We start from the raw sequence: 20,064 nt of genomic DNA, 5'->3' as shown, positions 1-20,064 counted from the left end.
TCCAAAAACTGGGCGCGCATTCTACCTGAGTTGAGGGTGGGATGCGGCCGGCATTTTCGTTGTCGACACGTTCTGTAGGACATTTCCGTCGAACTTGAACGAACCAGCCGGCAAAGCTTTCTTAGGCTGCGGGCAAAAGGCTAAGCTAGGGGCAATCAGTGTCGGCGGTGCCGGTGCTAGTCGTGATTTCTCTGCACGGACGTCTCATGCGCAGTCGCCTTTTTAGTCTTTTATCTTGTCTGCTTCTTTCTGCCACCGCCGTTCAATCCGCCCAGGCCGTGGACCTCACCACCCAACGTCAATATTACGATGAAGCCAAACGCGCCCTGGCCAAGGGCGATACCGGCCCCTACATGCAATACAGCCAGGCCCTGGCCGACTACCCGCTGACGCCGTACCTGGCCTACGACGAACTGACCGCCCGCCTGAAAACCGCGAGCAATCAGGAAATCGAGCAGTTCCTCGCCAAAAACGGCGACCTGCCCCAGGCCAACTGGATGAAACTGCGCTGGTTGCGCTGGCTGGCCGAACGCGGTGACTGGCAGACCTTTGAAAAGTACTATGACGCCAAGCTCAACTTCGTCGAACTGGACTGCCTGCACGGCCAGTACCAACTCACCCACAATCTCAAGGCCGAAGGCTACAAGACCGCCGAAAAGCTTTGGATGACGGGCAAGTCCCAGCCGGCGGCCTGCGATGTCACCTTCGGGCAGTGGGCGGCTGACGGCCAACTCACTGAACAGAAGATCTGGGATCGCGCCAAACTCGCCGCCGAAGCGCGCAACTACGCCTTGGCTAACAGCCTGGTGAAAACCCTGCCCACCCTCGGCGCCCAAGGCCGCTTGATGGTGGACGTGGCGCAGAAGCCCGACATGCTCAGCGACCCCTCACGCTTCCTGCCGGCCACCGAGGCCATGTCTGACGCCGTGGGCCTGGGCCTGCGCCGCCTGGCACGCCAGGATCCCGACAAGGCCATGGCCCTGCTCGACGGCTACGCCAGCAGCATGCACTTCTCGCGTGACGAAAAAGTGTCGATCGCCCGCGAAATCGGTCTCACCCTGGCCAAGCGCTATGACCCGCGCGCCCTCGAGGTGATGACCAAGTACGATCCCGAACTGCGCGACAACACCGTCTCCGAGTGGCGCCTGCGCCTGCTGCTGCGCCTGGCTCGCTGGGAAGACGCCTACCAGTTGACCCGCAAGCTTCCCCAGGACCTGGCCACCACCAACCGCTGGCGCTACTGGCAGGCCCGCAGCCTGGAACTGGCCGAGCCGAAGAACCCGCAAGCGCTGGTCCTGTACAAGCACCTGGCGCAAGAACGCGATTTCTACGGGTTCCTGGCGGCGGACCGCTCCAAGGCCCCGTACCAGTTGAAGAACAAACCGCTGCTGATGAGCCAGGCGCTGGTCAACAAGGTGCGCAACACCCCCGGCGTACGTCGCGCCCTGGAGTTCTACGCACGTGGCCAGGTGGTGGATGGTCGCCGTGAGTGGTACCACGTGAGCCGTCACTTCAACCGCGACGAGATGGTCGCCCAGGCCAAGCTGGCGTACGACATGAAGTGGTACTTCCCGGCTATCCGTACCATCAGCCAGGCGCAGTACTGGGACGACCTGGACATCCGCTTCCCGATGGCCCACCGCGATACCCTGGTGCGTGAAGCCAAGGTGCGCGGCCTGCATTCGAGCTGGGTGTTCGCGATCACTCGCCAGGAAAGCGCTTTCATGGACGACGCCCGCTCCGGCGTTGGCGCCAGCGGCCTGATGCAACTGATGCCCGGCACCGCCAAGGAAACCGCGCGCAAGTTCAGCATCCCCCTGGCCTCCCCCGCCCAAGTGCTGGACCCGGACAAGAACATCCAGCTCGGCGCCGCCTACCTGAGCCAGGTGCACAGCCAGTTCAACGGCAACCGTGTACTCGCCTCTGCCGCCTACAACGCCGGCCCCGGCCGTGTGCGCCAATGGCTGCGCGGCGCGGATCACCTGAGTTTCGATGTATGGGTGGAAAGCATCCCGTTCGACGAAACCCGCCAGTACGTGCAGAACGTGCTGTCTTATTCGGTGATCTACGGCCAGAAGCTCAATTCACCCCAACCGTTGGTGGATTGGCATGAGCGGTATTTTGATGATCAGTAATAACGGCAGCGATAAGCGGTAAGCTTCACGCTCAATAAAAATGCCCGCATTTCTCAATGCGGGCATTTTTTATGGGCTGTGATACTTAGTGCGAGGCGCTTTCCTCTACCCCATCACTGAACTGCAACGCCGCCAACCGCGCGTACAGCGGGTTGCTCGCAATCAGCTGCTGGTGCGTGCCTATGGCCACCAGCTTGCCCTGGTCCATTACAGCGATGCGGTCAGCGTGTTTCACCGTCGCCAGGCGATGCGCGATCACCAGCGTGGTACGCCCTTGCATCAATTGCGGCAAGGCCTGCTGGATCAGGTGCTCGCTCTGGGCATCGAGGGCGCTGGTGGCTTCGTCGAGCAGCAGGATCGGTGCGTCTACCAGCAGCGCCCGGGCGATGGCCAGCCGTTGGCGTTGCCCGCCAGAGAGGCCCATGCCGCCGTCACCCAGGTGGGTCTGGTAGCCGTCGGGCATTTGCAGGATGAAGTCATGGGCGTGGGCAATGCGCGCGGCGGCTTCGACCTGCTCTGTGGTGGCCGTCGGGTTGCCGTAGCGGATGTTTTCTTCGACGCTGCCGAAGAACAGCGCCGGGCTCTGGGACACCAGGGCGAAGTGGCGGCGCAGGTCCATGGGGTCGAGTTCGGTCAGCGGGTGGCCTTCGAGCAGGATGCGGCCGTGCTGGGGGTCGTAGAAGCGCAGCAGCAGGTCAAAAATCGTCGATTTGCCCGCGCCGGACGGCCCCACCAGGGCCAGGGTCTCACCGGGGTTGATGGTCAGGTTCAAGCCGTCGATGGCATAGCTGTCGGGACGTGAGGGATAGGAAAACCGCAGGTCTTGCAACTCCATGCGGCCGCTGACCCGCGCCGGCAGTTGGACGGTGTTGGCGGCGGGCGCCTGGATTTCGTTGTTCGACTGCAACAACTCGCCGATGCGCTCGGCAGCACCGGCGGCCCGTTGCAGCTCGCCGAGCACCTCGCTGAGCGTGCCGACCGCACTGCCGACGATCAGGCTGTAGAACACAAACGCCGCCAGCTCACCACCGGAGATGCGCCCGTTGATTACGTCCATGCCGCCGACCCACAGCATCACCCCCACCGCGCCGAGCACCAGCATGATCACCAGTGTAATCAGCCAGGCGCGCTGGGTGATGCGTTTACGCGCGGTGGTAAAGGCGTCTTCCACGGTCACGGCGAAGCGCTGTTCGTCCTGCACCTGGTGGTTGTAGGCCTGCACGGTCTTGATCTGGCCGAGGGTCTCGGACACATAGCTGCCCACGTCGGCGATGCGGTCCTGGCTTTGGCGCGACAGGCTGCGTACGCGCCGGCCGAAGATCAGGATCGGCGCCAACACCAGCGGCAGCGCCACGACCACGATACTGGTGAGCTTGGGGTTGGTGACAAACAGCAGCACGATACCGCCGATGACCATCAGGGCATTGCGCAGGAACAGCGACAGCGAGGAGCCGATCACCGATTGCAGCAGGGTGGTGTCGGTGGTCAGCCGCGACTGGATTTCCGAACTGCGATTGTTCTCGTAAAAGCCCGGGTGCAGGTAGATCAGGTGGTTGAACACCTGCCGACGGATATCCGCCACCACCCGCTCGCCGATCCACGAGACTAGGTAAAACCGCGCAAACGTGCCCACCGCCAGGCCCAGCACCAACACCATGAACAAGCCAATGGACTGGTTGAGCAGGTGCGGTGACTGGGTCATGAAACCCTGGTCGACCAACAGGCGGATACCCTGCCCCATGGACAAGGTAATACCCGCGGTGACGATAAGCGCCAACAGCGCGCCGAGCGCGTGCCAGCGGTAGGGCGCAATGAAGCGGCTGGCCAGGCGGATCGCACGGCGTTGACGGACTGAGAACATGGAGGGCATCACCTGCGCAGGGAAGATAGGTATCTACACCACAACATTGGGGGAACTTGGGTAAATAACAATGAGTCAGGTTAATTATGCCCGCCGATGCTGATCCCTAGAGGCTATCGGTCTAACCCCCGGCTGGAAATCCGCAGCGGTTTCTGGTGGACTGGGTGTTCGAGCCGCTGACCTTGCAGGGAGCTGTAACAGCCTGGTCACGCGGGGGTTTTACAATAGGTACACAACCTGATGAGGAGACAGGCCATGACCTTGCAAAATAGCAGCGATGCCAAGATTGAAGTGATCCGCCAGCCGCAGCAGTTGCCTTGCTCGTACATCGACGCGAAAGGCCGCGAAGTGCAGATTACCGAAGAGATGATCCAGCAAGCGTGCAGCGAACTGGAACAGCGACTGGTCAAGCCTGCCCAGCAAGGCTGAAGCGCCTACGCTCTTTCAAACCCGGCCCTGGTGGCCGGGTTTTTTATGCCCGGTAAAAACCGGCAGGCCGGTGCCTGGCGTTAAAGGACTTCGGCGCCCAGGGCCGAGACTATCGCTGAGAGCGCGGCGGATTCCCCGTTGATGCGCACCTTCAACCCCTCAATTTCGCGGCGCTCTGGGTAATGCTTGCGCAGCAGGTCAAACGCCTTGCGCTGCTCCTCCACGGTCCCGACAAGGCTACGACGGAAATCCGCATCATCACGGCGTGGGTCGTACACGCTGCGGCACAGGGTGGCGAGCGCCCAGGCCGGGTCGGTAGAGGCATTCAGGTGCATCTCGGCCAACCACGGTGGCGGCAGCAGATCGCTCAATTGAATGCTCGGCTCCTGGCCCAGGTGCGCGCAGAACGCCTGATAGATCTGCGCCGTGCCGCGCTGCTTGCCGTCCAGGCTGTAGCCGGCAATATGCGGCGTGGCCAGCACGCACAGGTCAGCCAGGTCGACGTCCACTTGCGGTTCGCCCTCCCACACATCCAGCACCGCTTGCAGGTCTTCGCGGTCCAGCAGCACCTCACGCAGGGCGGCGTTGTCCACCACCGGGCCGCGGCTGGCGTTGATCAGCCAGGTGCCGGGCTTGAGCTGCTCGAGGCGCTGGCGGTCGAACAGGTGCCAGGTGGAGCCGTTGCCGGACTTGGTCAGCGGCGTGTGCAGGCTGATCACGTCGCACTGCGCGATGATCTGCGCCAGGCTGACGTAGTCGCCGTCCTCGGCGATCTGCCGTGGCGGGTCGCAGACCAGCACGTTCCAGCCCAGGCCCTTGAGCACCTTGACCAGCCGCCCGCCGACTTCACCCGCGCCGACCACGCCGTAGGTGCGTTGATTGAGGTCGGCGCCTTCGATCTCGGCCAGGGTCTGCAGGCTGCCCAGCACATAGTCCACGACGCCACGGGCGTTGCAGCCGGGGGCGCTCGACCACTGGATGCCGGCCTGCTTGAAGTAGTCGAGGTCCAGGTGATCGGTGCCGATGGTGCAGGTGCCGACGAAGCGCACCTTCGTGCCCTCCAGCAGCGCGCGGTTGACGTTGGTCACCGAGCGCACCAGCAATACATCAGCCTGCTCGACCGTGGCGCGGTCGATGGAACGGCCGGGGACGCGGCGAATCTCGCCAAATCCCTGGAAGAATGCATCGAGCAGCGGAATATTTTCGTCGGCAACAATCAGCATGGCAGGCTCCTTTGGCGGACCCGCAGTGTACAGGGATCGCAGCCCTCGCTTACAAATCGCTAACACAGGTTTTTTCCTGACCGATGCGTCAACGCGTAGAATCCGCCGTCCTTGCGCTTCCTTCTATTGGACACCTGTACGTGAACACTGCCACCGCCACCCTCACCCGCCCCGCCCGCATCAGCCGGGAAGTGCGCGGCCTGTTGACGCTTGCCTTGCCGATCATGATCGGCCAACTGGCGACGACCGCGATGAGCTTTGTCGATGCGGTGATGGCCGGGCGCGTCAGCCCCCAGGACCTGGCGGCCGTAGGCCTGGGCAACTCGATCTGGATCCCGGTGTACCTGCTGATGACCGGCACGCTACTGGCCACCACGCCCAAAGTCGCGCAGCGCTATGGGGCCGGCCAGTTCAGCGAGATCGGGCCACTGGTGCGTCAATCCTTGTGGCTGGCAGTGGTGGTTGGCATCACTGCGTCACTGTTGCTGCTGTGCGCCGAACCGATCCTGCATGCGATGAAAGTGGAGCCGGACCTGATCGAGCCTTCAATGGGCTACCTGCACGGTATCGCGGCCGGCATGCCGGCCATTGCGCTGTATTACGTGCTGCGCTGTTTCAGTGACGGCCTGGGCCGCACGCGGCCAAGCATGGTGATGGGCCTGTGTGGCCTGGCCTTGAACATCCCGCTGAACTACATCTTTATCTACGGCCACCTGGGTGTGCCGGCCATGGGCGGCGTCGGTTGCGGCTGGGCTACGGCCATTGCGATGTGGGTGATGATGCTCGGCCTGGCCGTCTGGACCCGTTGGGGCCCGGCTTACCAGAGCAGCGAGTTGTTCAAGCGTTTCGACTGGCCGCAATGGGCGGTGATCAAGCGTGTATTGAGCATCGGCCTGCCCATCGGCATCGCGATCTTTGCCGAATCGAGTATCTTCGCGGTCATCGCGCTGCTGATCGGCAGCCTGGGCGCCACCGTGGTCTCAGGCCATCAGATCGCGCTGAACGTCAGCTCGCTGGTGTTCATGATCCCCTACTCCCTGAGCATGGCCGTGACCGTGCGCGTCGGTCAGGCGCTGGGGCGTGGCGAGCCGCGTGAAGCGCGCTTCGCGGCGGGCGTGGGCATGGGCACTGCGCTGGCATATGCCTGCCTGTCCTGCAGCCTGATGCTGGTGTTTCGCGAGCAGATTGCGGCGATCTACACCCCCGATCCAGTGGTCATTCACTTGGCGTCGATGCTGATCGTGTTCTCGGCACTGTTCCAGTTCAGCGACTCGATCCAGGTAACGGCGGCGGGCGCATTGCGTGGCTACCAGGACACCCGGGTGACCATGGTGCTGACCTTGTTCGCGTATTGGGGCGTGGGCCTGCCGGTGGGTTATGCCTTGGGCCTGACCCACTGGTTCGGCGAACCCAGCGGCCCAAGCGGCTTGTGGCAAGGGCTGATCGTGGGCCTGAGCTGTGCGGCCGGGATGTTGCTGGTGCGCCTGGCGCGCAGTGCACGCCGGCGCATTCGCGCATAACCCGGTGTACGAGCCGGCGTGTTCAGTCGGCTTTTTTGCGGATCCAGTACAGGTAGGTGCCCGCCTGCTCCTGCTGATCCACGAGTTCGTGGTCCAGGAACACGCAAAACTTGGGAATATCGCGGCGCGTGGACGGGTCGGTCGCGATCACCTTGAGCAAACCGCCTGGCGGCAGGTCGCGGATGTGCTGGTGCAGCATCATCACAGGCTCGGGGCAGTTGAGGCCGGTGGCGTCCAATGTCGCGTCGACGGGCAAATCAACAGACTGATTCATCATGTACTCCTAAAACGTACCTGCTCACCTGTGGGAGCAGGCTGGCCCGCGAAGACGCGGACACATTCAACATAGATATCGACCGTTATACCGGTATCGCACGCCAGCCAGCGCCCACCGTTGAGCGGTGCCAGCCAGAGATTCAGCGGGCCTTGGGTTTCTTCGCTGTTTCCAACCGGCGCAAATGGCAGGTCACTTCCTCGCGGTCGTGGTACAGCTGCTTGCAGCCGATCTCCACACGAATGCCACGCGCCTTGAAGCCATCCTCTATACGCTCCAGCAACCGCTTCACTTCGGCGTAACGCTGTTTCATCGGCAATTTCAGGTTCACCACCGCCTCGCGGCAATGCCCCTCGCCGATCCAGGTTTCCAGCAGCGCGGCGTTGCGTGCCGGCTTCTCGACGATGTCGCAGACCATCCAGTCCACCGGCTGCTTGGGCACGAAGGTAAAGCCGTCGGCCATCAAGTGTTGCACGAGGCCGGTGTCCATCAGGCTTTCGGCCATGGGGCCGTTGTCGATGGCGGTCACCAGCATGCCACGGTTGACCAGCTGCCAGGTCCAGCCGCCCGGTGCCGCGCCGAGGTCGACGCCGGTCATGTCACCATGCAGGCGCTCGTCCCATTGGTCGCGGGGGATGAAGTGGTGCCAGGCCTCTTCCAGCTTCAAGGTCGAGCGACTAGGGGCTTCGCGAGGGAACTTGAGACGCGGGATCCCCATGGGCCACATTGCCGAGTTGTTCGACTCGGCCAGGCCCATGAACACTTCGCGGCCACTCTTGAAGGTGAGCAGCAGCCGCGGCTTGCTCGGGTCGTCCACCAGCTTGCCGGCGTTGAGCAGGGCTTTGCGCAGGTGCACTTCGAACTTCTTGCAGAAGTTCGAGAGTTCTTTGCCGTCGTTGGTGTCGACCATCTCCAGCCACAGGCTGCCGCACACCGGGAATTCGCGCAGATGGGCGAGAATCACGCTGATGCGGTCGGTTTCCGGCAGGTCGATGAATACCCCGCGCGCCCATTGCCGCGGGAAGATCAGCTCGGCAAAGCGCTGGCCGTGCATCAGGCGCTGGGCGCCGTCTTCTTCGGTGCAGACGAATTCGGCGCAGGCGCTGCCGGTCTTGGCCTTGGCGTAGCCGGAAACGTTCAGGCGCGCGGCGTGCTCCGCGATCTCGGAACAGACTTCGCCTTCAAAACCCGGGCGGCAGTGCATAAAAAGGGTGTTCATTGAATCTCCTGGCAACTGGGCTTGCTGTAGCGCAAGTCCTGTCATGAAAACGCGCGCATGATAGCCGAGTTCGGAACCTTGGACTTAACGATAGAGTCCAGTTATTAGCCTGCTAATGAAAACAGGGCTAAGTTGAAAGCTCTGTTCGTCCCGTCAGGTCCGTAGCCGTGCGGACCATAAGGAGTCATGTAATGTCATCCCTTGATAGCCTGAGAACCCTTAAAACCCTGCAGATCGACGACAAGACTTATCACTACTTCAGCTTGCCCGAAGCCGCCAAGAGCCTGGGCGACCTGGATAAACTGCCGATGTCCCTCAAGGTGTTGCTGGAAAACCTGCTGCGCTGGGAAGACGACAAGACCGTCACCGGCGCCGACCTCAAGGCCATTGCCGCCTGGCTCAAAGAGCGCCAGTCGGACCGCGAGATCCAGTACCGCCCGGCCCGGGTATTGATGCAAGACTTTACCGGCGTACCCGCCGTGGTCGACCTGGCCGCCATGCGCGCCGCCGTGGCCAAGGCCGGGGGCGACCCGCAGCGCATCAACCCACTCTCCCCCGTCGACCTGGTGATCGACCACTCGGTGATGGTCGACAAGTTCGGCACCACCAGCGCCTTCGAGCAAAACGTGGACATCGAGATGCAGCGCAACGGCGAACGCTACGCCTTCCTGCGCTGGGGCCAGAGCGCCTTCGACAACTTCAGCGTGGTACCACCGGGCACCGGTATCTGCCACCAGGTCAACCTCGAATACCTGGGCCGCACGGTCTGGACCAAGGACGAAGACGGCCGCACCTATGCCTTCCCGGACACCCTTGTCGGCACCGACTCCCACACCACCATGATCAATGGCCTCGGCGTACTCGGCTGGGGCGTGGGCGGTATCGAGGCGGAGGCGGCGATGCTCGGCCAGCCGGTGTCGATGCTGATCCCGGAAGTCATCGGCTTCAAGCTCACCGGCAAACTGAAAGAAGGCATCACCGCCACCGACCTGGTGCTGACCGTCACCCAGATGCTGCGCAAGAAAGGCGTAGTGGGCAAGTTCGTCGAATTCTACGGCGACGGCCTCGCCGACCTGCCGCTGGCCGACCGCGCCACCATCGCCAACATGGCCCCGGAATATGGCGCCACCTGCGGCTTTTTCCCAGTGGACGAAGTGACGTTGGACTACCTGCGCCTGTCCGGCCGTCCGGCAGAAACCGTGAAGCTGGTAGAGACCTACACCAAGGCCCAGGGCCTGTGGCGCAACGCTGGCCAGGAACCGGTGTTCACCGACAGCCTGGCGCTGGACATGGGCACGGTCGAAGCCAGCCTCGCCGGGCCGAAACGCCCACAGGACCGCGTGGCACTGCCGAATGTCGGCCAGGCCTTCAGCGATTTTCTCGACCTGCAATTCAAACCCGCCAACAAGGAAGAAGGCCGCCTGGAAAGCGAAGGCGGTGGTGGGGTTGCCGTGGGCAATGCCGACCTGGTGGGCGAAACCGACTATGAATACGACGGCCAGACCTATCGCCTGAAAAACGGCGCCGTGGTGATCGCCGCGATCACCTCGTGCACCAACACCTCGAACCCCAGCGTCATGATGGCCGCCGGGCTGGTGGCGAAAAAGGCCGTGGAAAAAGGCCTGACCCGCAAACCCTGGGTGAAGACCTCGTTGGCCCCGGGTTCCAAAGTGGTGACCGACTATTACAAGGCGGCGGGCCTTACTCCCTACCTCGACAAACTGGGCTTTGACCTGGTCGGCTACGGCTGCACCACCTGTATCGGCAACTCCGGGCCATTGCCTGAGCCGATCGAAAAGGCCATCCAGAAAGCCGACCTTGCCGTGGCGTCGGTGCTGTCCGGTAACCGCAACTTCGAAGGCCGCGTGCACCCGCTGGTAAAAACCAACTGGCTGGCTTCGCCGCCGCTGGTGGTGGCCTACGCCTTGGCGGGCACGGTGCGCATCGACATCAGCAGCGAGCCGCTGGGTAACGATCAGGACGGCAACCCGGTATACCTCAAGGACATCTGGCCAAGCAGCAAAGAGATCGCCGACGCGGTGGCCCAGGTCAGCACGGGCATGTTCCACAAGGAATACGCCGAGGTATTCGCCGGTGACGAGCAATGGCAAGCGATTGAAGTGCCACAGGCGGCCACCTACGTGTGGCAGAAAGATTCCACCTACATCCAGCACCCGCCGTTCTTCGATGATATTGCCGGCCCGTTGCCGGTGATCAAAGACGTCAAGGGCGCCAACGTCCTGGCCCTGCTGGGCGACTCGGTCACCACCGACCATATCTCCCCCGCCGGCAATATCAAGACCGACAGCCCCGCCGGCCGCTACCTGCGCGAGCAAGGCGTGGAGCCACGGGACTTCAACTCCTACGGCTCACGCCGGGGCAACCATGAAGTGATGATGCGCGGCACCTTTGCCAACATCCGTATCCGCAATGAGATGCTCGGCGGCGAGGAAGGCGGCAATACGCTGTACATCCCCACCGGCGAGAAAATGCCGATCTACGACGCCTCGATGAAATACCAGGCCTCCAGCACGCCGCTGGTGGTGATTGCCGGCCAGGAGTATGGCACCGGCTCCAGCCGTGACTGGGCGGCCAAGGGTACCAACCTGTTGGGCGTCAAGGCGGTGATCGCCGAGAGTTTCGAGCGCATTCACCGCTCCAACCTGGTGGGCATGGGTGTGCTGCCGTTGCAGTTCAAGCTGGATCAGAACCGCAAGTCGCTCAAGCTCACCGGCAAGGAGAAGATCGATATCCTAGGGCTGACGGACGTTGAGATCGTGCCGCGCATGAACCTGACGTTGGTGATTACGCGGGAGGACGGCAGCACGGAGAAGGTCGAGGTGCTGTGCCGGATCGATACGCTCAATGAAGTGGAGTACTTCAAGTCAGGGGGCATCTTGCACTATGTGCTGCGCCAGTTGATCGCCTCCTGACAAAGGCTGGCGATCAACTGTGGGAGCGGGCTTGCCCGCTCCCACAGTGTCGACCGTATTCCAACTAGCCGAACAGCCACTTCCACAGCAGCACCAGCACCACGACAGCCAGCACTGGTCGCGCAATGCGATAAGCCTTCGGATGCTTGCGCTTCCACTGCTTGACCACACCGCTGAACTTGTCGCTGAAGGTCTTGCTCCAGGCATATGCCTGGTTGATGCCGCCAACGCGTTCGTCATCCAGGTTCTGCGGTGCCGTAGCGCGCCCCAGTTGCTTGCTGACCCAACGGTTCACGCGGGTCATCAGGCGATTGCTCAGCGGTCGCTCGATGTCGCAGAACAGGATCACTCGGGTCTGCTCGGTTTCATTCTTGACCCAATGCACGTAGGTCTCGTCGAACATCACGTCTTCACCGTCGCGCCAGGCGTACACCTGGCCGTCGACGAAGATGCGGCAGTCGTCGGAGTTCGGCGTGGACAGGCCCAAGTGGTAACGCAGGGAACCGGCAAACGGGTCGCGGTGCGGGTTGAGGTGGCTGCCACCTGGCAATAGCGCAAACATCGCGCCCTTGACGTTGGGAATGCTGCTCACCAGCGCCACGGTTTTCGGGCACAGGGCCTCGGCCGAGGGCAGCGGTTTGTCGTACCACTTGAGGTAGAAACGCTTCCAGCCCTTCTTGAAGAACGAACCGAAACCGGCATCGTTGTTCTTTTCGGCGGCGCGGATGTACCCCTCGTCGAACAGGTGCATCGCCTCTTCGCGGATCACTTCCCAGTTGTCCTTGAGCACATCCAGTTCCGGGAACTTGCTGCGGTCCAGGTACGGCTTGGACGGCACCGCCGAAAACAGGTACATCAAGGCGTTATAGGGGGCGAACAGCGCCGAATGGTTGACGAACTGGCGCAACATCGGCAAACGCGCCTTGCCGCGCAGGTGCACGTACAGCGTGCTGCCGATAAACAACGCCAGTACCGACAGTTTGGCGGCCAAAGAAAAGGTCATGCAGCAACTCCTGGAAATAAGCGCCTGGCCAACAGCAGACGTAGCAGCCGGCCATGATAAACAGTTGGGCCATTATGCAGAAGGCCTAAGGTTCGGGCGCTGACATACATCAAGCCTGGTTTTCCTGCTCGGTGAACAAATCGCTGAACAGCATGCTCGACAAGTAGCGCTCACCGGAGTCCGGCAAAATCACCACGATGGTCTTGCCCTGCATTTCCGGCTTCTCGGCCAGGCGCACGGCGACAGCCATCGCCGCACCGCAGGAGATACCGCACAGAATCCCCTCTTCCTGCATCAAGCGCAGGGCCATGGCCTTGGATTCGTCGTCGGTCACCAACTCCACGCGGTCGACCATCGACAAGTCCAGGTTCTTGGGCACGAAACCGGCGCCAATCCCCTGGATCTTGTGCGAGCTGGGCTTGATCTCATCGCCCGCCAACGCTTGGGTGATCACCGGGGACACCATTGGCTCGACCGCCACCGACAGGATCGGCTTGCCCGCGGTGTTCTTGATATAGCGCGACACGCCCGTGATGGTGCCACCGGTGCCCACGCCTGCGACCAGTACATCCACGGCGCCATCGGTGTCGTTCCAGATTTCCGGACCGGTGGTTTTCTCATGGATCGCAGGGTTGGCCGGGTTTTCGAACTGGCCCGGCATGAAGTAAGTAGCCGGGTCGCTGGCGACGATTTCATTCGCCTTTGCGATGGCACCGGGCATGCCCTTGGCCGGCTCGGTGAGCACCAACTCGGCGCCGAGCGCCTTGAGGACCTTGCGCCGCTCGATGCTCATGGACGCCGGCATGGTCAACAGCAACTTGTAGCCACGGGCCGCGGCGACGAACGCCAGGCCGATGCCGGTGTTACCGGAAGTGGGTTCGACAATGGTCATGCCCGGCTTGAGCTTACCGGTGCCTTCGGCGTCCCAGATCATGTTAGCGCCAATGCGGCACTTCACCGAGTAGCCCGGGTTACGCCCTTCGATCTTGGCCAGTATGGTTACGCCACGCGGTGCGATACGGTTGATCTGAACCAGGGGCGTATTACCGATGGAGTGCGCATTGTCTGCAAAGATACGGCTCATGACGGGTCCTATTGCTCGGTTTCTGGAAGGCCCCAAGGGTATGCCTCGTGCTGCAAAGCGTCCAGTCAGAGGAACGTTGGGCGCTTGACGGTAGTCAATCGCCTACCTGTATGGAGATTTGAGCAATGAAACGTCGCTACAGCTGTCCGCTATGGACCGTCGCCGGGGTGGTGGTGGTGCTGGTCGCCTTGACCGTCGCCCTGCCCTATCTGGTGCGTAACTACTTGAATGACAAACTCGCCGACATGGGCGATTACCGCGGCCACGTCATCGACGTCGACCTGGCACTGTGGCGCGGCGCCTACAGGATCAATGGGCTGGAGATCACCAAGGTAGATGGCAAGGTGCCCGTACCGTTCGTCAAGGCGCCGCTGATCGACTTGGCAGTGAGCTGGCACTCGCTGTGGTACGACCATGCAGTGGTCGCCAAGGTGCTGTTTGTCGACCCTGAAGTGAACTTCGTCGACGGCGGCCCCAACAAGCAGGCGTCCCAGACCGGTAAGGGCACCGATTGGCGCGAGCAATTGAGCAAGCTGGCGCCCATCACCCTCGATGAAGTACGCATCGCAGACGGCAAGATCACCTTCCGTAACTTCAACTCCAAGCCCCCCGTCAACATCAATGCCAGCTCGGTCAACGCCAGCTTTTACAACCTGACCAATGTGGTGGACGTTGAAGGCAAGCGCGACGCGCGCTTCGACGGCAAGGCGTTGCTCCAGGGCCAGGCGCCGCTGGAAGCCACCGCCACCTTCGACCCGCTGAGCAATTTCGAAAACTTCGAATTCCGTTTCCGCGCCAAGGATCTGCAGCTCAAGCGCATGAATGACTTTGCCTCGGCCTACGGCAAATTCGACTTCAAGGCCGGCACCGGCGATGTGGTGATCGAGGCCCAGGCGGAAAAAGGCCAGTTGACCGGCTACATCAAGCCGCTGCTACGCGATGTGGAGGTCTTTGATTGGAAACAGGATGTGGAAAACAAAGACAAGAACATCTTCCGCTCGATCTGGGAGGCGGTGGTCGGCACCAGTGAGACCGTGCTGAAAAACCAGAGCAAGAACCAGTTCGCCACGCGCGTGGAACTCAGCGGTAGTGTGCACCAGCAAAATGTCAGCGCGTTCTCGGCGTTTATATCGATATTGCGCAACGGTTTCATCCAGGCGTTCAACGCGCGCTATGAACAACCCAAGCCCTCGGCGGACTGAAGGTGACCGGTCATTCAGAGACTGAATAGCCCGCCTGCGTTCACAGTCGCCGGGGCTGCGCGGTATAGTCCCGGCATTGATGAATTCGAGGAAATACCCATGAAGTTCGAAGGCACCCAGGCCTACGTTGCCACCGACGACCTGAAACTGGCCGTCAACGCTGCCATTACCCTGGAACGGCCATTGCTGGTCAAGGGCGAGCCCGGCACCGGCAAGACCATGCTCGCCGAACAATTGGCCGAATCCTTTGGCGCCAAGCTGATCACTTGGCACATCAAGTCCACCACCAAGGCCCACCAGGGCCTGTACGAGTACGACGCGGTCAGCCGCCTGCGCGACTCGCAGCTGGGCGTGGACAAGGTGCACGATGTGCGCAACTACCTGAAAAAGGGCAAGCTCTGGGAAGCCTTCGAGTCCGAGGAGCGGGTGATCCTGCTGATCGATGAAATCGACAAGGCCGACATCGAGTTCCCCAACGACTTGCTGCAGGAACTCGACAAGATGGAGTTCTACGTCTACGAAATCGACGAGACCATCAAGGCGAAGAAGCGCCCGATCATCATCATTACCTCCAACAACGAAAAAGAACTGCCGGACGCGTTCCTGCGCCGCTGCTTCTTCCACTACATCGCCTTCCCCGACCGCACCACCCTGCAAAAGATCGTGGATGTGCACTACCCCGACATCAAGAAAGACCTGGTCAGCGAAGCCCTGGACGTGTTCTTCGACGTGCGCAAAGTGCCAGGGCTGAAGAAAAAGCCGTCCACCTCCGAACTGGTCGACTGGCTCAAGTTGCTGATGGCCGACAACATCGGCGAGGCCGTCCTGCGCGAGCGCGACCCGACCAAGGCCATCCCGCCTTTGGCCGGAGCCTTGGTCAAGAACGAGCAGGACGTGCAATTGCTGGAGCGTCTGGCGTTCATGAGCCGTCGCGGTAATCGCTGATGCTGCTCAACCTGTTCAATGAAATGCGTGCAGCCAAGGTGCCCGTGTCGGTGCGTGAGCTGCTCGACCTGATCAACGCGCTGAAACAGCGCGTGACCTTCGCCGACATGGACGAGTTCTACTACTTGGCCAGGGCGATCCTGGTGAAGGACGAGCGGCATTACGACAAGTTCGACCGGGCCTTCGGCGCCTATTTCAACGGCCTGGAAAAGCTCGACGACCACCTGCAGGCGCTGATTCCCGAGGATTGGCTGCGCAAGGAGTTCGAACGCTCGCTGACCGACGAAGAACGTGCGCAGATCCAGTCCTTGGGTGGCCTGGACGCGCTCATCGAAGCCTTCAAGAAACGCCTGGAAGAACAGAAGGAACGCCACGCCGGCGGCAACAAGTGGATCGGCACCGGCGGGACCAGCCCGTTTGGCTCCGGCGGTTACAACCCCGAAGGCATTCGCGTCGGCGACGCCGGCAAACGCCAGGGCAAGGCGGTGAAGGTGTGGGACCAGCGCGAGTACAAGAACCTTGACGACCAGGTAGAACTGGGCACGCGCAATATCAAGATCGCCTTGCGTCGCTTGCGCAAGTTCGCGCGCCAGGGCGCGGCGGAAGAGCTGGATATCGATGGCACTATCGACCACACCGCCCGTGATGCCGGCTTGCTGAATATCCAGATGCGCCCAGAGCGGCGCAACACCATCAAGTTGCTGCTGTTGTTCGATATCGGCGGCTCGATGGACGCCCATGTGAAGATCTGCGAAGAACTGTTCTCCGCGTGCAAGACCGAGTTCAAGCACCTGGAGTACTTCTACTTCCACAACTTCGTGTACGAATCGGTGTGGAAAAACAACCAGCGCCGCACATCCGAACGCACGTCCACCCAGGATCTGCTGCACAAATACGGCGCCGACTACAAAGTGATCTTTATCGGCGACGCATCGATGGCGCCCTATGAGATCACCCAGGCTGGCGGCAGCGTCGAGCACTGGAACGAGGAGCCGGGGTATGTGTGGATGCAGCGTTTCATGGCCAAGTACAAGAAGCTGATCTGGATTAACCCGTACCCGAAGGACACCTGGGGGTATACGGCGTCGACGGGAATCGTGCGGGAGTTGGTGGAGGATCAGATGTATCCGCTGACATTGCGTGGCCTGGAAGAAGGCATGCGGTTTCTGTCGAAGTAGCCTGCAACCTGTAGCCGCGGGCAGCGGCTACAGGCGTGTGCTCAGCCGTGCTGGGCGTCGACCCAACCGAACTTCAGGAACAGCGCGGCAAACTGTTTGACCAGCTCGGCGTCCTTTCCGTCGACCTTTTGGTCATTGTTGACGTCTTGATTGATCGAAACCCCACCAAGCCCATTGCCATCGGCATAGACCGCCGCCGTGTAGGCAATGCTTTCATCGGTGGGCTCGCCTTCGCCTTGATGAAAATGCAGGCGCACCGTGTCAGGCACGCCGTTACCATCAAAGTCCCGGGCAAACACTTTCAGGTATTTGTCGAAGGGTTCGTCAAGGCTGAACCAATTGAACGCGAGAAACAGCTGGGCCAACTCGATGGCCTGTGCACGGTCGACCGCGTCGATGATGCCGTCCTGGTTCACATCATCGGCGATCACCCAGTCCAGCTTGCCATCATCCGTGATATCGAACGTCGTGGCTTGATGCACGAGCGACGGGGCGCGCGTATCGTCGTGAAATTCCAGCGTGACCACGTCGGGCACATCGTTATCGAGTATGTCCTGTGCGTAGATCTTCATGTAGCGCATGGTGAGTCCTGATGGTGAATGAACGACCAAGACTTCCATGTGCGTCTTTGTGGACCAATACGACGGAGGACTCAAACCCCGTAGGACATATCTCGTATTGTCATTGCGTACTGCCTCAGCAGTTAAATGAAGCGACGCAAAAAGTCGACGTGCTGCTGGTGCGCGGTCTCTTGCACCACCGGCGCCAACCGGACCTTCTCACCCGGCAAACACTGCGCCAGCCGCGCCAGTGACAACGGTGTCAGTGCCCCCAGGCGTGGATAGCCGCCGATGGTCTGCCGATCATTGAGCAACACAATCGGCTGCCCATCCGGCGGCACCTGGATCGCCCCCAGCGGAATCCCTTCGGAAATCAGCGAAGGCCCTTGATAGTGCAAGGGCGTGCCGAGCAAGCGCATGCCCATGCGGTCGGCGCGGCTGTCCAGGGCCCAATCGCTGTTGAAGGCATCGAACAGGCTTTGGCCGCTGAACTGGCCGATCTGTGCGCCGAGGATGACATCCAGTGCTGCCCCGGTGTGCAAATGGGGCTCACTCAGTACCTTCATCGCCCCGCCCGTACCGGAATAAGCGAGGCACCCTCCTTCGGCCAGTGCCTTGCCGAAACCGTCCACCCCGCCCAGCGCCTCACGCACAACAGTGGCGCAACTGCCGAGCACCTCCGGCGCATCAAACCCACCCGGCGCCGCCAGGTAGGCACGCGCACCGCTGAACGGCTGGGTGAAACGCAAGCGCTGGCCCTTTTGCAGGATAAAACTGCGACCGGGGCTGATGGCGCGCTCGTCGATAAAGGCCCCCAGGTCGGCACCGGCCAGGGCCAGCAGGCAATACTCCTCGGCCTGCACGGTGAAACCGCCCAGGGTGATTTCCACCACCGGGGCATCCAGTGCATTGCCCAGCAGCCAGTTGGCCCAGGACATCGATACCCAATCCAGCGCCCCGCCCTGGGTCACGCCCAGGTGGCGCACGCCAACGCGGCCGGCGTCCTGCAACAGGCACAGCGGCGTGCTGGCCTCGATGATCAAGCGGCTCATGCCTGCGCCTCCAACGGCGTGTCATCGCCACCCAGTTTGATGAATTCAGCACGCTCGACCGCTTCAAAGCGCACCGTGTCGCCCGGTTGCATCAGGCTGTAGCCGTCACGCTCGCGGTCGAAGAGTTTGGCCGGCGTGCGGCCGATCAGGTTCCAGCCGCCCGGCGACACCACCGGGTAAGCGGCAGTCTGCCGTTCGGCGATGCCGACACTGCCAGCCGCCACGCGTTTGCGTGGGGTGTTGAGGCGCGGGGTGGCGAGGCTTTCATCCACCAGGCCCATAAAGGCAAAACCGGGGGCGAAGCCGAGGGCGAACACCTGGTATTCGTGGGCACTGTGGCGGCGAATCACGTCGTCGATCGCCAGGCCACTGCGCTGGCTCAGCAAGGTCAATTCCGGGCCGACGCTCAGGTCGTACCACACCGGCAGCACATGGCACTGGCCACTGCCCTGAGCCTGTGGCTGCAGGTCGGTGAGGGCCAGGTCGATCAATTCCCGCGCCTGGGCCGGGTTCACTGCAGTCAGGTCGTAATGCACCATCAAGGTGGTGTAGGACGGCACCAGGTCCACCAGTGCCGCACCAAAGCCGCTGCGCAGGCGCTGGGTCGCGGCCAGCATCCACGGCATGTTGGCTTCGGCGATCACGTCGAACAGACGGACCATCAGGCAGTCGATGGCCACCACTTCAATGCGTGGCTTCATACCGGCTTCAACGCCTCGCGTATGCGCTGCACGGCCGCGACCGAGCTGGCGTTGTCGCCATGCACGCACAGGGTATTGGCCTGCAGGACCAGCGGGCTGCCATCGCTGGCGATCAGCGCTTCCCCCCGGGAAAGGGTCAGGGCTTGCTGCACGATGGTGTCGGAGTCGTGATGCACGGCACCGGGTAACTGGCGGGAGACCAAGTGCCCCTTGTTGTCGTAGGCGCGGTCGGCGAAGGCTTCAAACCACAGGGTGACGCCGTACTCGTCGCCCAAGGCCTGGGCGGCGCTGTTGTCGCGGGTGGCGAGCAGCATCAACGGCAGTTCGCCGTAGGCCGCCACGGCCTGGATCACCGCACGCAACTGCGCGGGGTTGGCCATCATGTCGTTGTACATCGCACCGTGGGGCTTCACATAGCTGACGCGCCCGCCTTGGGCCCGGCAGATACCGTCGAGGGCACCGACCTGGTAGTGCAACAGGTCCTGGATTTCCTGGGGGGTGTAGGCCATGGAGCGACGACCGAAGCCTTGCAGGTCCTGGTATGCCGGGTGTGCGCCAACTTGCACGCCATGCTTGAGCGCCAGGCTGACGGTCTTGCGCATGATGCTCGGGTCGCCGGCATGAAAGCCACAGGCCACGTTGGCGCAATCAATGAACGGCATGACCTCGGCGTCCAGACCCATGGTCCAGTTACCAAAGCTTTCGCCAATATCGCAATTGAGTAAAAGACGGCTCACGGACTGTC

At 61.9% G+C, this 20,064-nt stretch carries 17 protein-coding genes; 7 read left to right on the top strand and 10 right to left on the bottom strand.

What is annotated here, in order from left to right; translation table 11 throughout:
* Positions 1-206: 206 nt before the first annotated feature.
* Positions 207-2,135, top strand: coding sequence for a transglycosylase SLT domain-containing protein (locus tag ATH90_RS07780; RefSeq protein WP_034102539.1), 1,929 nt, complete (start codon positions 207-209; stop codon positions 2,133-2,135).
* An 85-nt stretch (positions 2,136-2,220) separates the two neighbouring features.
* Here ATH90_RS07780 and ATH90_RS07775 read toward each other — a convergent pair whose 3' ends face one another.
* Positions 2,221-4,005 carry an ABC transporter ATP-binding protein/permease gene (locus tag ATH90_RS07775; RefSeq protein WP_170041100.1) on the bottom strand — a complete coding sequence of 595 codons (1,785 nt, stop codon included), beginning with the start codon at positions 4,003-4,005 and terminating at the stop codon, positions 2,221-2,223.
* A gap of 246 nt (positions 4,006-4,251) precedes the next feature.
* Between ATH90_RS07775 and ATH90_RS29340 the strand changes: the two genes are divergently transcribed.
* A complete protein-coding gene (locus ATH90_RS29340) occupies positions 4,252-4,425 on the top strand; it encodes a PA1571 family protein (RefSeq protein ID WP_014717504.1) in 174 nt (57 codons plus the stop codon).
* Positions 4,426-4,505: 80 nt separating this feature from the next.
* Here the strand turns inward: ATH90_RS29340 and pdxB are convergent, their stop codons facing one another.
* Complete coding sequence (gene pdxB / locus ATH90_RS07770) at positions 4,506-5,648, bottom strand: 4-phosphoerythronate dehydrogenase PdxB (protein ID WP_098465989.1); 1,143 nt, start codon at positions 5,646-5,648, stop codon at positions 4,506-4,508.
* Between the two features lie 140 nt (positions 5,649-5,788).
* On the opposite strand from pdxB, the gene ATH90_RS07765 reads away from it, so the two are divergent.
* The gene (locus ATH90_RS07765) at positions 5,789-7,168 is read left to right on the top strand and encodes an MATE family efflux transporter (protein WP_098465988.1); all 1,380 of its coding nucleotides are present in this window, start codon (positions 5,789-5,791) and stop codon (positions 7,166-7,168) included.
* 22 nt (positions 7,169-7,190) lie between these two features.
* On the opposite strand, the gene tusA is transcribed toward ATH90_RS07765, so the two are convergent.
* On the bottom strand, positions 7,191-7,442 hold the full coding sequence (gene tusA / locus ATH90_RS07760) for a sulfurtransferase TusA (RefSeq protein WP_034102535.1): 252 nt from the start codon (positions 7,440-7,442) through the stop codon (positions 7,191-7,193).
* 142 nt (positions 7,443-7,584) lie between these two features.
* Positions 7,585-8,661, bottom strand: a complete 1,077-nt coding sequence (gene rlmM, locus ATH90_RS07755) for a 23S rRNA (cytidine(2498)-2'-O)-methyltransferase RlmM (RefSeq protein ID WP_034102534.1) — start codon at positions 8,659-8,661, stop codon at positions 7,585-7,587.
* A 191-nt stretch (positions 8,662-8,852) separates the two neighbouring features.
* Here rlmM and acnA point away from each other — a divergent pair, with 191 nt between their 5' ends.
* Positions 8,853-11,594 (top strand): aconitate hydratase AcnA, encoded by a 2,742-nt coding sequence (gene acnA / locus ATH90_RS07750; RefSeq protein WP_098465987.1) that lies wholly within the window; start codon positions 8,853-8,855, stop codon positions 11,592-11,594.
* 64 nt (positions 11,595-11,658) lie between these two features.
* Here acnA and ATH90_RS07745 read toward each other — a convergent pair whose 3' ends face one another.
* A complete protein-coding gene (locus ATH90_RS07745; RefSeq protein WP_034102532.1) occupies positions 11,659-12,597 on the bottom strand; it encodes an aspartyl/asparaginyl beta-hydroxylase domain-containing protein in 939 nt (312 codons plus the stop codon).
* A gap of 109 nt (positions 12,598-12,706) precedes the next feature.
* Positions 12,707-13,681 (bottom strand): cysteine synthase A, encoded by a 975-nt coding sequence (cysK, locus tag ATH90_RS07740; RefSeq protein ID WP_034102531.1) that lies wholly within the window; start codon positions 13,679-13,681, stop codon positions 12,707-12,709.
* Between the two features lie 125 nt (positions 13,682-13,806).
* Between cysK and ATH90_RS07735 the strand changes: the two genes are divergently transcribed.
* From ATH90_RS07735 to ATH90_RS07725, 3 genes are all read left to right on the top strand, one after another.
* Positions 13,807-14,883: a DUF748 domain-containing protein gene (locus ATH90_RS07735; protein ID WP_098465986.1), complete on the top strand. Its 1,077-nt coding sequence runs from the start codon at positions 13,807-13,809 to the stop codon at positions 14,881-14,883.
* A gap of 99 nt (positions 14,884-14,982) precedes the next feature.
* Positions 14,983-15,828 carry an AAA family ATPase gene (locus ATH90_RS07730; protein WP_003210690.1) on the top strand — a complete coding sequence of 282 codons (846 nt, stop codon included), beginning with the start codon at positions 14,983-14,985 and terminating at the stop codon, positions 15,826-15,828.
* Complete coding sequence (locus tag ATH90_RS07725; RefSeq protein ID WP_098465985.1) at positions 15,828-17,006, top strand: vWA domain-containing protein; 1,179 nt, start codon at positions 15,828-15,830, stop codon at positions 17,004-17,006. Before ATH90_RS07730 ends, ATH90_RS07725 begins: the two co-directional genes overlap by 1 nt.
* Before the next feature lie 41 nt (positions 17,007-17,047).
* Here the strand turns inward: ATH90_RS07725 and ATH90_RS07720 are convergent, their stop codons facing one another.
* The 4 genes from ATH90_RS07720 to ATH90_RS07705 all read right to left on the bottom strand — a co-directional run bounded on the left by ATH90_RS07720 (position 17,048) and on the right by ATH90_RS07705 (position 20,056).
* Positions 17,048-17,626 carry a hypothetical protein gene (locus tag ATH90_RS07720; protein ID WP_141537465.1) on the bottom strand — a complete coding sequence of 193 codons (579 nt, stop codon included), beginning with the start codon at positions 17,624-17,626 and terminating at the stop codon, positions 17,048-17,050.
* A gap of 83 nt (positions 17,627-17,709) precedes the next feature.
* Entirely contained in the window at positions 17,710-18,618 is a 909-nt protein-coding gene (locus tag ATH90_RS07715; RefSeq protein ID WP_069022364.1) for a 5-oxoprolinase subunit C family protein, read from the bottom strand.
* Positions 18,615-19,319 (bottom strand): 5-oxoprolinase subunit B family protein, encoded by a 705-nt coding sequence (locus ATH90_RS07710; protein ID WP_098465983.1) that lies wholly within the window; start codon positions 19,317-19,319, stop codon positions 18,615-18,617. Before ATH90_RS07710 ends, ATH90_RS07715 begins: the two co-directional genes overlap by 4 nt.
* Positions 19,316-20,056 carry a 5-oxoprolinase subunit PxpA gene (locus ATH90_RS07705; protein ID WP_034102525.1) on the bottom strand — a complete coding sequence of 247 codons (741 nt, stop codon included), beginning with the start codon at positions 20,054-20,056 and terminating at the stop codon, positions 19,316-19,318. The genes ATH90_RS07710 and ATH90_RS07705 overlap by 4 nt, the downstream gene beginning before the upstream one ends.
* Between the last annotated feature and the right edge of the window lie 8 nt (positions 20,057-20,064).

Source organism: Pseudomonas lurida, from assembly GCF_002563895.1.
GTDB classification, from domain to species: domain Bacteria; phylum Pseudomonadota; class Gammaproteobacteria; order Pseudomonadales; family Pseudomonadaceae; genus Aquipseudomonas; species Aquipseudomonas lurida.
Note: the sequence above shows the minus strand (reverse complement) of the source record. Positions and strands in the feature narration are given on the sequence as shown.

Bases quoted from the DNA above. Each gene is read 5' to 3' on its own strand.
- tusA (WP_034102535.1), bottom strand. From the start codon at position 7,442: ATGAATCAGTCTGTTGATTTGCCCGTCGACGCGACATTGGACGCCACC.
- ATH90_RS07735 (WP_098465986.1), top strand. From the start codon at position 13,807: ATGAAACGTCGCTACAGCTGTCCGCTATGGACCGTCGCCGGGGTGGTG.
- ATH90_RS07715 (WP_069022364.1), bottom strand. From the start codon at position 18,618: ATGAGCCGCTTGATCATCGAGGCCAGCACGCCGCTGTGCCTGTTGCAG.
- ATH90_RS07710 (WP_098465983.1), bottom strand. From the start codon at position 19,319: ATGAAGCCACGCATTGAAGTGGTGGCCATCGACTGCCTGATGGTCCGT.
- ATH90_RS07730 (WP_003210690.1), top strand. From the start codon at position 14,983: ATGAAGTTCGAAGGCACCCAGGCCTACGTTGCCACCGACGACCTGAAA.
- cysK (WP_034102531.1), bottom strand. From the start codon at position 13,681: ATGAGCCGTATCTTTGCAGACAATGCGCACTCCATCGGTAATACGCCC.
- pdxB (WP_098465989.1), bottom strand. From the start codon at position 5,648: ATGCTGATTGTTGCCGACGAAAATATTCCGCTGCTCGATGCATTCTTC.
- ATH90_RS07775 (WP_170041100.1), bottom strand. From the start codon at position 4,005: ATGCCCTCCATGTTCTCAGTCCGTCAACGCCGTGCGATCCGCCTGGCC.
- ATH90_RS07780 (WP_034102539.1), top strand. From the start codon at position 207: ATGCGCAGTCGCCTTTTTAGTCTTTTATCTTGTCTGCTTCTTTCTGCC.
- ATH90_RS07725 (WP_098465985.1), top strand. From the start codon at position 15,828: ATGCTGCTCAACCTGTTCAATGAAATGCGTGCAGCCAAGGTGCCCGTG.
- ATH90_RS07745 (WP_034102532.1), bottom strand. From the start codon at position 12,597: ATGACCTTTTCTTTGGCCGCCAAACTGTCGGTACTGGCGTTGTTTATC.
- rlmM (WP_034102534.1), bottom strand. From the start codon at position 8,661: ATGAACACCCTTTTTATGCACTGCCGCCCGGGTTTTGAAGGCGAAGTC.
- ATH90_RS07720 (WP_141537465.1), bottom strand. From the start codon at position 17,626: ATGGAAGTCTTGGTCGTTCATTCACCATCAGGACTCACCATGCGCTAC.
- acnA (WP_098465987.1), top strand. From the start codon at position 8,853: ATGTCATCCCTTGATAGCCTGAGAACCCTTAAAACCCTGCAGATCGAC.
- ATH90_RS29340 (WP_014717504.1), top strand. From the start codon at position 4,252: ATGACCTTGCAAAATAGCAGCGATGCCAAGATTGAAGTGATCCGCCAG.